We start from the raw sequence: 14,296 nt of genomic DNA on the forward strand, positions 1-14,296 counted from the left end.
CGTCCGTATTCGGGTCGCGCTTGCCCCGGTCGATCTGGATTCGCCCATGGGCAAGGTCGTGCTGGAGCAGCTGCAGGTGGATGTGCATCGCCCGAATATTGAGGGCTACCCGGTGAACAGTTTTGTGACGCTCAAGGGGCTGAATATCAATGCACCACAGGGGCAAATGGCGATTGAATCGCTGACCGGCTCGGTGGATGTGGTGGATATGCTAGGCGACGCTCTGCCGCTGACCGACATGAACCTGCACGGCAAGGGGCTGGTATATGCGCAGAATGACCTGCCGCTGCTGGGGTTCGATTTTACCCTGCAGGGCAGCAGCCAGGATGACGGTGACACGCTGGCCGGTAAAAGTGGCTTGTGGGTGGATAACATTATCGGTGTCATGGTGCCCTTGCCGATGGATAGTGCTTACCTGGGCATGGATTACGCCGGCCTGGACAAGCAAGCGTTAATCAAGGTCAACGCCCTCAACAACGAACTGGACCAGCTGCAAACCAACATGCTGCTGGGAGCCATGGCCAACAGTGAGCCAGCGGATCCGCAGGAAACGGTTGCCAGAATCAAGACGCTGATTGACGAAATGATGACGGTGATCGGGGAACAGTTGCTGCACCCCGGTGACAGCCGCCTGGCCATGCAATTGCTGGTGGACAATGCGGATGAGCGCCAGCTCAGCCTGGATGCCCGTACCCGTTATCTCGGGCTTGAGGGCCGTAATTTGCCGTTACAGGAGCTGCAGGGTCTCACCGAGCAGCAAATGAACCAGATGCTGGATGTCTCTGTGCAGGTGGATATGAATCACGCCGTGATTCCGCCGCCGTTAGCCATGCGGCTGCCCGGTTTGGCTGCCCAGGGGCTGGTGGTTCAGCAGGGTGATCGTTGGAGCAGTGCACTCAACGCCAGTGGCGATGAGGTGGTGCTCAATGGCGAGACTATTCCGGTTGCGATGCTCAAGCAGCGTCTTGAAGCGGCCAGTGGACTGGCTGGCGCTACCGGGGATGCCCAGACCGTCCCTCAGGACGGAGAATTGCCCGCAGCCAGTGGTTCCGAGGCTCACTAGATTTCGTCGTCGCTCGTTGACGTCAGGCGTCAGGCATTTGGCGTCTGGCGCCTTTTTCAATGCAGGCCTTGCTGGTGCATGCTGTAGCAATGATTCAGGAGTGTGAGCAATGATCAAAATCATTGCCTGGCGATTGCTGGCGGTATTGTGTGTGGCCCTGGGCATGGTCGGTGTGGTGATTCCCGGTCTGCCCACGGTGCCGTTTTTGCTGGTAGCCGCCTGGGCGGGCACGCACGGCTGGCCGCGGCTGGAGGCCTGGCTGCTGGGGCATCCCAGATACGGGCAGAGCATTCGTGACTGGCGTGAACACGGGGCGGTATCGCGTCGGGCGAAATACGCGGCCACCATCATGATGCTGGTCAGCGTGGCATTGATCAGCCTGTCCAGCGCCCACAACAGCGTCAAAATCGCTGTGCCACTGTTCCTGTGCGGTACCTTGCTGTGGCTGTGGCGTCGCCCCGAGCCTGATCAATAGGCCTTTCCGGGCCCGCAAACGGTGTTTTTGACCCTGAAACGGCTGCCATGAACGCCGGGTCACAAATAAGCCTGTAACCCGGCCGCCGGGCTGCCTAAAATTCGCACCCTGCCAACTTTCGGGAGATGTGCAAATGGCGACCTATAAAGCCCCCCTCGAGGACATGCGTTTTGTTCTCAACGATGTGTTCAAAGCGGATCAGCTCTGGGCCTCCATGCCGGCCACCGCAGAGGTGACTCAGGATTTGTCCGATGCCATTCTGGAAGAAGCGGGCAAAATGACCGAAGGGCTGCTGTTTCCGCTGAATCGCAACAGCGATGAGCAGGGCTGTACCTGGAACGACGGGGAAGTGACCACCCCGGACGGCTTCAAGGACGCGTTCAAGACTTTCGCCGAAAATGGCTGGAGCGCTTTTTCCGGTAACCCGGAATTCGGTGGCCAGGGCATGCCCAAATCCCTGGCGGTACTGTTCGAAGAAATGATGCACAGCGCTTGTTCTTCGTTTGCCCTGTACCCGGCGCTGACCAGCGGTGCCTGCCTGGCGGTAGACGCGCATGCCTCTGAAGAGCTGAAGGGGCAGTACCTGCCCAAGCTGTACAGTGGTGAGTGGAGCGGCACCATGTGCCTGACCGAACCTCATTCCGGGACCGATCTGGGCATTCTGCGCACTAAAGCCGTGCCCAACGACGATGGCTCCTTCAACATCACCGGCACCAAGATTTTTATCACCGGCGGCGAGCATGACCTGACCGGCAACCATATCCACCTGGTGCTGGCCAAGCTGCCGGACGCGCCGGCTGGCTCCAAGGGCATTTCCCTGTTCCTGGTGCCCAAATTCCTGCCTGACGCGGATAACAATCCGGGTGAAGCTAACGGTGCGACCTGCGGTTCCATCGAGCACAAGATGGGCATCAAGGGTTCCGCCACCTGCGTGATGAACTTTGACGACGCCAAAGGCTGGATCATCGGTGAGCCGAACCAGGGCCTGGCGTGCATGTTCACCATGATGAACTACGAGCGTCTGTCCATCGGTCTGCAAGGCCTGGGTCTGGGTGAAGCCAGCTACCAGAGCGCGGTGGAATACGCCCGCGAACGTCTGCAGGGCCGCAGCGCCACCGGCGCGAAGAACCCTGACGGGCCGGCGGATCCGATCATCGTGCACGGTGATGTGCGCCGCATGCTGATGAACATGCGTGCCATCAACGAAGGGGGCCGCGCCCTGGCCGCCTACGTGGGCATGCAGCTGGATACCTCCAAGTTCAGCGAAGACGCAGACGCCAAGAAAAAAGCGGAAGATCGCGTGGCGCTGTTGACCCCGATTGCCAAGGCCTTCTTTACTGACCGTGGTCTGGATACCACTATCACCGGTCAGCAGGTGTTCGGTGGTCACGGTTATATCCGTGAGTGGGGCATGGAGCAGTTCGTTCGTGATTGCCGTATTTCCCAGATCTACGAAGGCACTAACGGCATTCAGGCGCTGGACCTGGCTGGCCGCAAAGTGGCTCGCAACGGCGGCAAGTCCGTGGATGCCTTCCTGGCGGATGCTCAGGCCTGGGTTGATGCCAATGGCGACAACGCGCAGCTGGCTGCAGTAAAAGACGACCTGCAAGCGGCTTTGGCATTGCTGAAGTCCTCCACCGATACGTTGCTGGCCCAGGCCGGTGACAACCCGGATGCCATCAGCGCCGGCGCGGTGGAGTATCTGGATATTTTTGGCTATGTGATCTACGCATGGCTGTGGGCCCAGATGCTGGCGGCCACGGATGGTCGTGATGATGACTTCGTCAAAGCGAAGCGCATTACCGGCCAGTACTACTTCCAGCGTGTCTTGCCGAAAGCCCAGTCCCTGGCGGCCCAGCTGAACAGTGGCGCGGCTACCATGATGGATCTGGATGCGGATCTGTTTTAAAGACCGCTGCATGTGGCACGCAACACGCCGCACGCATTAAAAAACCGCACCCCTCAAGGGTGCGGTTTTTTTATGGTTCATCACGGCAGCCTATCAGGCGATGTGTTGTTGCCTGCTGCATGAAGCGTGCTGCGACTCTTCTACGGAAACTGCATATTTAACGGTGAGCTGCCTTGCAGGCTCTGCGCGCGGTCGGGCTCGTCAATGAAGGGATTACGGTTGCCTTGCAGTTGCTCGATCACGTTATTGCGGCGGCGCTCTTCGTCGGTGACCGGGTCTTCCTGGTTCCAGCGTTGGTACATATCCAGGGTACCCAGCAGGGGAAGCTCGTAACGTTCGTGGAGATAGAGCATGGCCCGGGCTACGTCTCCCTTGGCGCTGACCGGTGGCTCGAATACCTGGAAAGATTGTTTGTAACCGCAGTTACTGTCTTTTGCCGTAGTGTCAGGCAGGTCGCCAAACAGGGTGCGACGGCGATCCAGTTCGGCGCGGCGGGTGACAGGGAAGAGGGCGTGACGGTCTTTATAAATGTCTGCAAATTGCGGATTGTTTTCGCAAAGGCGACTGCTGCGACAACCAAAATGCTGAGCCAGTCGGCGTTCATCGTAAATCTGCTCTACCGAAATGCGATCACCGGACTTGAAGGGCTCCTGACAATAAAGGGTGTTGCCTCCGTTGGCGTAAACCTGCTTGAGGAACAGTGCGTCCATGCCATCGGCGTAGCTGGCCGCAACCGGCAAAAAACTTGCCAGTAAAGCCAGTGTAATTTTGTGCATATTGTGAATCCTGTCACATTTCCAGTATTGCCATCTTAGCCCCCAAGGCCAGGGTGACGGATATCTACAATGTATACCGAGCAGACAGGTGGTGCCAACGGTGGGACTAGTGGTTGTCTAACAAAAGCGTCACGCAGCTCTGGATATGTGCAGTGATCGCGGTTTCGTCGGGAAGCTGGCTGGGCGCCAGCAGGGCGCAGAGCTGGAAGTCGGCCTTGATCATCCCGAAAAACTGCCGGGCGGCGTGGGGGCTGGGCTGGGCTCCTGATAGGAGTCCGCGGTCGTGCAGGCACTGAAGGTAAAGCTGCAACTGCTCTTGCAACATGTGTGGCCCGGCTTCGTAAACGGTTTGCCCGAGTTGGGCAAAGGCCGACCCTTCCGCTATCAGCAGCCGATACAACTCCAGGTTGACGGTATCCGTCAGCGCGTTGAAAAAAGCGTGCCCCAGCAGTTCCAGGCCTTCCCGGGCCGTTAATCCGTCCAGTTCCAGGCTGCGGATATCGTGCACCATCTTGTGGGCATGGTGGGCAATGACCGCGCTGAACAGGCCGCGTTTGTCGCCAAAATACTCATACAGGCTGCGGCGCGAACCACCTGCTTGCGCAATGATCATGTCCAGCGTGGTGCGTTCATAGCCATGCTGCAGGAAGGTGTGGGTGGCGGCATCAAGCAGTGCCTGTCGGCGACGCTGGCCGCGCTCGCTGAGCTGTTGGGTCATGAAGAAAGTCCTGTACTGTCACTCAATGGTATTGAGCAGGACACTTTCCGGCAATGACGGTGGGCATCAATAAACAAGGCAGTGGTAAGGGTGTAGCCAAAACGGGACTAACCGCACGAAAACAAGGTTGATTAATAAATAAGAATCAATATCATTGCGATTCTCTTTTGTTGCTTTCCCTGTCCAAGGAGGCGGACATCTCTCATGACCCTGATGGGCCTGTTATTTTCCCGTAAAAAGAAAGCCTTCGTGGCGGTGGCCGTGCTCAGTGTGTTGAGCGCGGTATTGAGTGTGGCGGTATTGGCGTTTATCAGTCAGCGGTTGCTGGCCGGTGGTGCGGACTTGCCGGTGGTGCTATTGCAGTTTGCCTTGTTGCTGGTGGCGCTGCTGGTCACTGCCACGGCTGCCCAGATGACCCTGCATGTGCTGGGACACCGGATGGTCTACGGCCTGCGCCGGGATCTGGTGCGCCGGGTGCTGGCCACGGACATCGAGCAACTGGAAAAGGTGGGCGGGCCGCACCTGCTGGCGGCGCTGAGCACCGACCTGCGTAACCTGACAATCGCCTTTGTGCATTTGCCGGAGCTGGTCTACGGCGCCGCGCTCAGCGTGGCGGCCCTGGGGTGGCTGGCCTGGCTGGCGCCGGGGTTGTTCGCTGTCACGGTGGCCTGGCTGCTGGGGACGGCGGTCATGGGGATCTGGCTGGTGGGGCGTATCAACTTCCATGTTGGCAAGGTCCGTGAGGGGGATGACCATCTTTATCAGGACTATCAATCCATGATTGATGGTCGCAAGGAGCTGGCACTGAACCGGCCCCGTGCAGCGCGTTTTTTCGATGAAGAATTTGATGGTCATGCCCGCGGTTACCGTGACCATGTGACCCGCGCAGACATTTGCAACGGATTGGCCGGCAACCTGGCCAACGTCCTGGTGCTGGCACTGATCGGGGTGCTGTTCTATCTGGCCACCGGGCGTGGCTGGGCAGATGCCAATACCGCTTCCATTTTTGCACTGACCATCTTGCTGTTGCGCACGCCTTTGATTGGCGCGGTGGCGGCATTGCCCACCTTGCTGGCTGCCCGGGTGTCCCTGCGCAAACTGACCGGTCTTGAGCTTGCCGACGACACGGCGGACCTGCAAGCGGGCGGCGACACGCTGGCCGGTTTCAATACGCTTAGCCTGCAAGGGGTGCGTTATCACTATCCGGATCAGGATGGTGCGCCGGGTTTTTCAGTGGGGCCGCTGGATCTCACCATTCGTCGTGGCGAGCTGATTTTCGTGCAAGGCGGAAATGGCAGTGGCAAAAGCACCTTTGCCCGTTTGCTTACCGGGCTTTACCGGCCTCAGCAGGGCGAACTCCGAGTGGATGGCGAGCTTGTTACCGAGGCAAACCGGGTGGCATTTCGGCAGCTTTTTTCGTCGGTGTTTACGGACTTTCATCTATTCAGCCGATTACTGAAAGGCGATGGCGCGGAAGTGGCGAGTGCAGACGTGGATGTCTGGTTGGCCACGCTGGGCATGCAACACAAGGTGCGCCAGCAGGATGGCCGCCTCAGCGATATTCGTTTTTCCCAAGGGCAGCGCAAACGTCTGGCCCTGCTGATGGCGGTGATGGAAAACCGGGACTGCTTGTTGCTGGATGAGTGGGCGGCAGACCAGGATCCGCAATTCCGGCAATTCTTTTATCTCGAGCTGTTACCGCGCCTGCAAGCCGCGGGCAAGACCATCATCGCCATTACCCACGACGATCATTATTTCGACCGCGCGGATCGCCTGTTGAAAATGGAAAGTGGCCAGCTGCAAGAAATGGATGATCTGGCCGCTCGAGAGAGTGTTCAGGTATTGCGCGAGGCGGGAGTTTAGGGCGTCTGTTAATCGCGCCTTGTGCGCCCGGGCGATGGGCTCTGGCGCGCTTTTCTCTCAATTTTTTCTCTCAATCCTGCCAACGGCGAGGAAACCATGAGTATTGATAATCCCGAAACGGAATTCACTGTCGTCATCAATGATCAGGAGCAGTACAGCATCTGGCCGACCTACCGCCCTGTTCCAGCGGGCTGGCAAGCCGTCGGTGTGACCGGCAACAAGAGCGAATGCCTTGAGCATATCAATCAGACCTGGACAGACCAGCGTCCACGCCGCCTGCGGGATGCGCAAGCGTCCTGATTCTTTCTCTTGCGTCTGCATTAACGGCAAGGAGCTGACATGACCGGGTCTGTCATCGAGAACGCGCGCACGGGGTCCGGCTGGACCCCGCTTTCCTCTTCCCAGCAACGCCTGTGGCTATTTACACGGCTTTCACCGCACAGCACCGCCTATAACCTGGGTGGCATGCTGTGGCTGGACGGTGAGCTGAATCCTGAAGCCCTTGAGCAGACCATGAATTACGTGGTGGCACGGCAGGATATTGTGCGCGTGCAATTTGCCGAACGGGATGGCCAGGGTTGGCAACGGATTACGCCGCACGTGGACAGGGCCTTGCAGGTCGAGGATGTCAGCAACGAGGCAGACCCGGAAGCGGAAGCCTACCGGTTGGGGCGCGAGCACAACGCGAAACCGTTTGATCTGGAAACCGAATCGCTGTTGCGTTACCGGCTGGTCAGGCTGAGCGAGCAACGGCATGCGCTGCTGATCTCGTTGCATCATATTGTCGGCGACGCCTGGTCATTGGGCGTGTTCATGCAGGAGTTTCTGTTTGCCTATAGTGCCTTGCGTGACGGGCTGACACCGAACCTGCCGCCGCTGCAGAATAGCTATCTGGATCTGGTCGAAACGGAAGCTGAATGGCTTTCCGGTGACGATGCACAGGCGCAGCGGGATCACTGGATCGACACCCTGCAGCATGAGGGCGAGCCCCTGGCTTTGCCTCGTCTGTCACAACCGTCCGGTGCCTCCAGTCGTGCCTGTTTTCAGGACTTCTCCCTGTCTGCAAAGCAGACGCAAACCCTGAAAGATTTTGCCAGGGCGCAGGGCGTCAGCCGTTTCACTGTATTGCTTGCCGTGTTGCAGTATCTGTTGTTTCGGGTATCGGGGCAGCCGCAGATTCGCGTTGGCGTACCCAGTGCCAACCGTAAAGGCAGTAATCAGTTTCTGGTGGGTTTTTTTGTCAACAACCTGGTGGTGCAGGGGCATGTTTCCCCTGAGCTGTCCGTCAGCGACTGGATTGCACAGATCCACAGTGCCTTGAACGATGCCAAAAAAAATCGCGATATTCCCTTTGAGAAAATTGTCGATGCCTTGAGTGATTCCCGCAGCTCGGGCAGTCACCCCTTGTTCCAGGTGGCGTTCAATTATCGCCAACAGGGCAAAGGGCTGAGCCTGAACCTGGGCAACCTGATGGCGCGGGTAGAAGACCTGCCCGTAACGGAAACCCCGTTTGATCTGGTGCTGGATGCCTGGCCGGATGAGCACGATGGCCTGACGTTAAGGCTGGTCCACGGGGACGGCATTCTTGATAGTGCCTTTGCCGGGAAAATGGTGGTGGCGTTTGAGCAGGTGCTGGACCAGTGGTTGCAGTCGCCAGCGTTGCCACTCACCGAGAGTGCGGCGCTGGTGCCGGATGACCAGACCATGCTGGAGCGTTGGGAGCGGGGGGGCGGCCAGTGGCAAGCGCATAGTTTTGTCTCTTTGTTTTCACAGCAGGCTGCGAGACAGGGCGATGCCATTGCGCTGGTGCACGGGGATACCCGCGTGTCGTTTGCTGAATTGGAAGCACGTTCCAATCAATTGGCCCGTTATCTGATCGCCCAGGGTGTAAAACCGGATGACGTGATTGGTGTGTCCTTCGAGCGTGGCGTCACCATGGTGGAAGCCTTTCTCGCCGTGATGAAAGCGGGCGGCGCCTTTTTGCCGCTGGATCCGGCTTATCCTGCGGACCGTTTGCGCTACATGCTGGAAGACAGCGGCACAGAAATTTTGCTCACTGAATCGGGCCTGGTTCCTTCGCTGCCAAGCGTGGAAACGGTGACAGCGATTGCGGTGGATACGTTGCCACTGGATGTTTTTTCTGCCCAAGCTGTTGACAACGAACCGCACCCGGACCAGCTCGCCTATGTGATCTATACCTCCGGTTCCACCGGCAAACCCAAAGGCGTGTCGCTGACCCATGCCGGTCTCTCCATGCATGTGCAGACCATCGGTGAGCGCTATGGCATGACCCCGGATGATGTGGAGCTGCAGTTCGCCTCCATCAGTTTCGATGGAGCGGTAGAGCGCTGGACGGTGCCGTTGGCCTTTGGTTCGCGGGTGGTGATTCGTGACCAGCAACTGTGGAGCGCGGAACAATGCTGTGAGGTGCTGAAAAACGAAGGCGTCACCGTGGCCTGTTTCCCGCCCAGCTATATGGGGCCGCTGCTGGACTGGATCGAACAGGAAAAACCCGAACTGAAAGTGCGTTCCTGGACCCTGGGCGGCGAAGCCTTTACCCGGGAAACCTTCGAGCGCATGCAGAGCGTGCTAAAGCCTGAACGTATCCTTAATGGTTATGGCCCCACCGAAACGGTGGTTACGCCGATGCTGTGGGCCGCCTACGAAGGCGACACCCTGACCAGCGCCTATGCGCCCATCGGTACCGCCGTGGGGCCGAGGAAATTGTATGTGCTGGATCAGGATCTTAACCGGGTGCCGGTTGGCGTCGCCGGGGAACTGTATATCGGCAACGAAGTGGGCCTGGCCCGTGGCTACCATCAGCGCCCGGACCTGACGGCGGAGCGTTTCCTGCCAGACCCGTTCGGCGAACCCGGCGAGCGCATGTATCGCACCGGGGACCTGGTGAAGTACCGGGACGATGGCGTAATGGAATACCTGGGCCGGGTGGATCAGCAGGTGAAGATCCGCGGCTTCCGTATTGAGCTGGGGGAAATTGAAAGCCGGCTGCTGGGCCATGAACAGATCCGTGAGGCCGCTGTGGTGGCGCAGCCATCGCCGACGGGGGATCGCTTGGTGGGTTATATCGTGCCCCGCAATACCGTAGGACCGTGCTTGCACGCGAACCCGGACCCATTCGCGTGCAAGCACGCTCCTACAGAGGGTCTCGATACAGCGACTATTCTGGAAGCCCTGTCCCAATCTTTACCCGACTATATGGTGCCCAGCCAGTTGGTCGTGTTGGAAGCCTTGCCGCTGACCCCGGCAGGCAAAGTCGATCGCAAGGCGTTGCCGGCGCCGCAGTGGCAAACCGTCAGCGAAGGTGACGCACCACAGACGGACAATGAACAGACGCTGGCGGCGATCTGGCAGCAACTGCTGGGCCGTGAAACCGTCAGCCGCGATGATAATTTCTTTGCCCTGGGCGGCGACTCCATTCTTGCCTTGCAGGTGGTCAGCCGCGCCCGCCAGCAGGGTCTGGCGTTAACGCCCAGGGATTTATTCGAACAGCCGGTGCTGAGTCAGCAAGCCGCTGTGGCGCAACCGGTGACGGTGAATACCGCCAGCCAGGAGCCACTGGCCGGTTCGTTATCCTTATTGCCGATTCAGCAGCGCTTTATTGAGCAACGGGGCCTGTCTGCCTGTAACCAGTATCTGCGTTTTTCCATACAGAAACCGTTTGATGCGGCAGTGCTGGAACAGGCTCTGCAGCTGCTTGTCGCTCAGCACGATGCCCTGCGTTTACAGTTCGACGTGAGTGATTCCACGACGGCGCAGTGTGTGCCCGCCGCGGGTACGCCGCTGCTGCAAACCATGGACAGCAACGACAGTGCTGCGATTGAAGCACAGATGATCGCTGTGCAGCGCAGTTTGAATCCGGCACAGGGCAAGTTGCTGGGAGCGCTGTATGTTACCGGTGACACTTCCGAACGAGATAATCCGCAGCTGTTGCTCACCATCCATCATCTGGCGGTGGACGGCGTGTCCTGGCGAATCCTGCTGGAAGATTTTTTTGCCGCCTGCGAACAGATCGAGCAGAGTGGCAAGGCATCGCTGCCACGCAAGACTCATAACCTGCGTGACTGGCGCGAAGCGCTGGATCAGCAGTGGCTGCCACAGGCAGAGCTGGCGTTGCCTTACTGGCAGTCGGTTTGTGAAGCGATGCCGCCGTTATTCAATGGATTACAGTTCAATGGATTAAAGTTCAACGGATCCCAGCCCGATCCGGCGAGCCACTTCGTCCGTGAAACCGATGCGCAGACCCTGCGTCGCTGGCAGCACAGTGCAAACCGTTACGCCTCCCTGAATCTGGAAGAATTTCTGCTGATCGCCCTGTCGCAAACCCTGGCGGAGTATTGTGATCGCCGGGTGGTGCGCATTCACCGTGAAAGCCATGGCCGTAGTGGCAACGATGAATCGCTGGATTTAAGCCGGACCGTGGGCTGGTTTACCAGCCTGTATCCGCAGCGACTGGACTGTGCTGATGATCTGACGACCACGATCAAACAGCAGAAGGAACAGTTGCGCGAACCGGCGCAGGGCGGTCTGGGCTATGGGCTGCTGGTCCAGCAGGGCAAGCTGACCGGCGGCGATCATCGCCTGGATGTGTTGTTCAATTATCTTGGCCAGTTCCGTCACGATAATTTGCCCGGTGTCTCGCTGATGGACGCGGGCCTGTGGCAGGAAGCGGATGCGCCGGCGGATGCGCCGCTGGTGATCAATGCGGATCAACAGAACGGCAAGTTGCGGATTCGTGTGGATGTGGATGGGGTGAGCCTGTCTTGCGAACAGGGTGCGGTGCTGGTGGATCAATGGCTGCAGCAGTGCGAACGGTTGGCCCGGCATTGCGATTCCCGGGCGCCGGTACTGACGCCGGCCGATGTGCCTTTGGCATCACTGGATCAGGCGCAACTGGATTCTCTTGCGCAGCGTCCGGAACAGATTCTGCCCCTGTCGCCCTTGCAGGCGGGGTTGCTGTTTCATTCGCAGCTCAGTGATAGCAACAGCACCTATGTGAACCAATTGGTGTTGCCGCTCACCGGTGTGGACCCGGCGCGAATGCGTCAGGCGTGGCAGGCGTTGTTGGAGCGCCATGGTGTGCTGCGCACCAGTCTGTTGCCCGCGACCCTGTCAGATTCCCGCCATCAGGCGGTCTGGTCTGCGCAGCAGGTAGCCTTGCCCTGGCTGGAGAAGGATCTCCGTGAGGTCGGCGAATCGGCACTGGATGATTGGTGCCAGCATCGGCTGAAAAAAGGGTTTGATCTGCAGGCGGCGCCTTTGTGGCAGGTCGACCTGTTGCGCACCAGTGAGCAAACCTGGCAGTGCGTGCTCACGCTCCATCACATCCTCATGGATGGCTGGAGCACCGGGGTATTGCTCAGCGAATTGATGGCGCTATACCACGGCAAGACATTGCCGGCGGCGCCAAAGGGTTATGCGGATTATCTTGGCTGGTTGCAGCAACAGGATCGCGGCGCGACCCGGGAATTCTGGCAGCAATACCTGTCGCCCGTACAGATGCCAACCCGTCTTGTGGAGGCCGTCGGTACGCCGGATAAAGGTGAATTCCGCCGTCACCCGATCGAATTTGATGCCGTGACCAGCGAGGCTCTGCGCCAGGCGGCCCGTAACAAAGGGCTGACCATCAATACTTTGGTGCAAGCGGCCTGGGCGCGAGTACTGGGCCGGTTCACCGGCCAGCAACGGGTGGTGTTCGGCAACACCGTAGCCGGTCGCCCGGCGGAACTGGCCGGTAGCGACAACATGCTGGGCCTGTTCATCAACACCTTGCCCATGACGGTGCCCCTTAATGGTGAGCAACCCATCGCCGATTGGCTGAGACAGCTGCAGGCGGATAATGCGTCGCTGCGCGAACAGGGTCATGCGCCGCTGTTCGAAGTGCAGCAGGATGCCGGCTGGGGCGGAGAAGGCTTGTTCGATACCTTGCTGGTCTTTGAAAACTATCCGCTGGATGAATCCCTGCTGGGCAGTGAGCACAGCGAATTGCAGCTGGGCACGCCCACCAGCCACGAGTTCACCCATTACCCGCTCACCGTGGCGGTGCTGCCCGGTGACCATCTGCAAATGTTGTTTGCCCACGATAGCGCTGCCTTGCCGGTGGCGTTGATGGACCGCATGGCCAGTGCATTCAAGCGTACCTTGCTGGCGTTGTCTCATGTGGATGATGTGCCACTGGCCACGCTGGATGCGTTGGGTGACGACGAGCCCCACTTGCAGCAATGGAGTCAGGGCGAAGGCGAGTGGCACGCGACCAGTTTCCTCTCGCTGTTTTCACAACAGGCAGCCGAGCAGGGCGAGGCCATTGCGCTGGTGCACGGTGACACCCGCGTATCGTTTGTCCAGCTGGAATCCCGCGCCAACCAATTGGCCCGTTACCTGATCGAACAGGGCGTGCAACCGGATGATGTGGTCGGTGTGTCCTTCGAGCGTGGTGTCACCATGATCGAAGCCTTCCTTGCCGTGATGAAAGCCGGCGGCGCTTTTCTGCCACTGGATCCGGGTTATCCCTCCGACCGCTTGCACTACATGCTGGAAGACAGCAGTGCCAAGTTGCTGCTCACGTCTTCAGATTTGCTTGAAACCTTGCCCCGTGTTGATGCCGTTAAACCGGTTGCGGTTAATGGATTGTCGCTGGATGTTTTCTCTGCGCAGTCTCTCGGCAACGAACCGCACCCGGACCAGCTCGCCTATGTGATCTATACCTCCGGTTCCACCGGCAAACCCAAAGGCGTGTCCCTGACCCATGCCGGTCTCTCCATGCATGTGCAGACCATTGGTGAACGCTATGGCATGACCCCGGATGATGTGGAGCTGCAGTTCGCCTCCATCAGTTTCGATGGAGCGGTAGAGCGCTGGACGGTGCCGTTGGCCTTTGGTTCGCGGGTGGTGATTCGTGACCAACAATTATGGAGCGCGCAACAAACCTGCGATGCCTTGCAAAAAGAAGGGGTGACCATCGCCTGCATTCCGCCCAGCTACATGGGGCCGTTGCTGGACTGGATTGAACAAACACAACCGCCCCTGAAAGTGCGTTCCTGGACTTTGGGCGGCGAGGCTTTCACCCGGGAAACCTTCGAACGCATGCAGCAGGTGTTAAAACCGCAGCGCATTCTCAACGGTTACGGTCCTACCGAAACCGTGGTCACCCCGATGCTGTGGGCCGCCTACGAAGGCGACACCCTGACCAGCGCCTACGCGCCCATCGGCACCGCCGTGGGGCCGAGAAAGTTGTATGTGCTGGATCAGGATCTTAACCGGGTGCCGGTCGGCGTCGCCGGGGAACTGTATATCGGCAACGAAGTGGGCCTGGCCCGTGGCTACCATCAGCGCCCGGACCTGACGGCGGAGCGTTTCCTGCCAGACCCGTTCGGCGAACCCGGCGAGCGCATGTATCGCACCGGGGACCTGGTGAAGTACCGGGACGATGGCGTAATGGAATACCTGGGCCGGGTGGATCAGCAGGTGAAGATTC

8 protein-coding genes are annotated in these 14,296 nt (G+C 59.1%); 6 read left to right on the forward strand and 2 right to left on the reverse strand.

Annotated elements, in window-relative coordinates; translation table 11 throughout:
- From A3730_RS08640 to A3730_RS08650, 3 genes are all read left to right on the forward strand, one after another.
- Positions 1-1,063 (forward strand): DUF945 family protein (locus A3730_RS08640; RefSeq protein WP_063537929.1); only part of this gene is annotated, 1,063 nt, incomplete at its 5' end.
- A gap of 109 nt (positions 1,064-1,172) precedes the next feature.
- The gene (locus A3730_RS08645) at positions 1,173-1,538 is read left to right on the forward strand and encodes a YbaN family protein (protein WP_063519361.1); all 366 of its coding nucleotides are present in this window, start codon (positions 1,173-1,175) and stop codon (positions 1,536-1,538) included.
- 133 nt (positions 1,539-1,671) lie between these two features.
- Positions 1,672-3,447: an acyl-CoA dehydrogenase C-terminal domain-containing protein gene (locus A3730_RS08650; RefSeq protein WP_063519360.1), complete on the forward strand. Its 1,776-nt coding sequence runs from the start codon at positions 1,672-1,674 to the stop codon at positions 3,445-3,447.
- A gap of 140 nt (positions 3,448-3,587) precedes the next feature.
- Here the strand turns inward: A3730_RS08650 and A3730_RS08655 are convergent, their stop codons facing one another.
- Together A3730_RS08655 and A3730_RS08660 are read right to left on the reverse strand one after the other, a co-directional pair.
- Positions 3,588-4,223 (reverse strand): endonuclease, encoded by a 636-nt coding sequence (locus A3730_RS08655; protein ID WP_063519359.1) that lies wholly within the window; start codon positions 4,221-4,223, stop codon positions 3,588-3,590.
- A gap of 106 nt (positions 4,224-4,329) precedes the next feature.
- Positions 4,330-4,941: a TetR/AcrR family transcriptional regulator gene (locus A3730_RS08660; protein ID WP_063519358.1), complete on the reverse strand. Its 612-nt coding sequence runs from the start codon at positions 4,939-4,941 to the stop codon at positions 4,330-4,332.
- A gap of 204 nt (positions 4,942-5,145) precedes the next feature.
- Between A3730_RS08660 and A3730_RS08665 the strand changes: the two genes are divergently transcribed.
- The 3 genes from A3730_RS08665 to A3730_RS08675 form a co-directional block, all read left to right on the forward strand.
- Entirely contained in the window at positions 5,146-6,804 is a 1,659-nt protein-coding gene (locus tag A3730_RS08665) for a multidrug ABC transporter permease/ATP-binding protein (protein WP_063537931.1), read from the forward strand.
- A gap of 96 nt (positions 6,805-6,900) precedes the next feature.
- Positions 6,901-7,104 carry an MbtH family protein gene (locus A3730_RS08670; RefSeq protein ID WP_063519371.1) on the forward strand — a complete coding sequence of 68 codons (204 nt, stop codon included), beginning with the start codon at positions 6,901-6,903 and terminating at the stop codon, positions 7,102-7,104.
- 39 nt (positions 7,105-7,143) lie between these two features.
- Positions 7,144-14,296: non-ribosomal peptide synthetase (locus A3730_RS08675; protein WP_063537933.1), on the forward strand; the 7,153-nt coding region annotated here is incomplete at its 3' end.

This window comes from Alcanivorax sp. HI0044 (genome assembly GCF_001634945.1).

What these genes read in the sequence shown, in the direction of transcription:
- A3730_RS08670 (WP_063519371.1), top strand. Translation starts at nt 6,901, where the DNA reads ATGAGTATTGATAATCCCGAAACGGAATTCACTGTCGTCATCAATGAT.
- A3730_RS08655 (WP_063519359.1), bottom strand. Translation starts at nt 4,223, where the DNA reads ATGCACAAAATTACACTGGCTTTACTGGCAAGTTTTTTGCCGGTTGCG.
- A3730_RS08645 (WP_063519361.1), top strand. Translation starts at nt 1,173, where the DNA reads ATGATCAAAATCATTGCCTGGCGATTGCTGGCGGTATTGTGTGTGGCC.
- A3730_RS08665 (WP_063537931.1), top strand. Translation starts at nt 5,146, where the DNA reads ATGACCCTGATGGGCCTGTTATTTTCCCGTAAAAAGAAAGCCTTCGTG.
- A3730_RS08660 (WP_063519358.1), bottom strand. Translation starts at nt 4,941, where the DNA reads ATGACCCAACAGCTCAGCGAGCGCGGCCAGCGTCGCCGACAGGCACTG.
- A3730_RS08650 (WP_063519360.1), top strand. Translation starts at nt 1,672, where the DNA reads ATGGCGACCTATAAAGCCCCCCTCGAGGACATGCGTTTTGTTCTCAAC.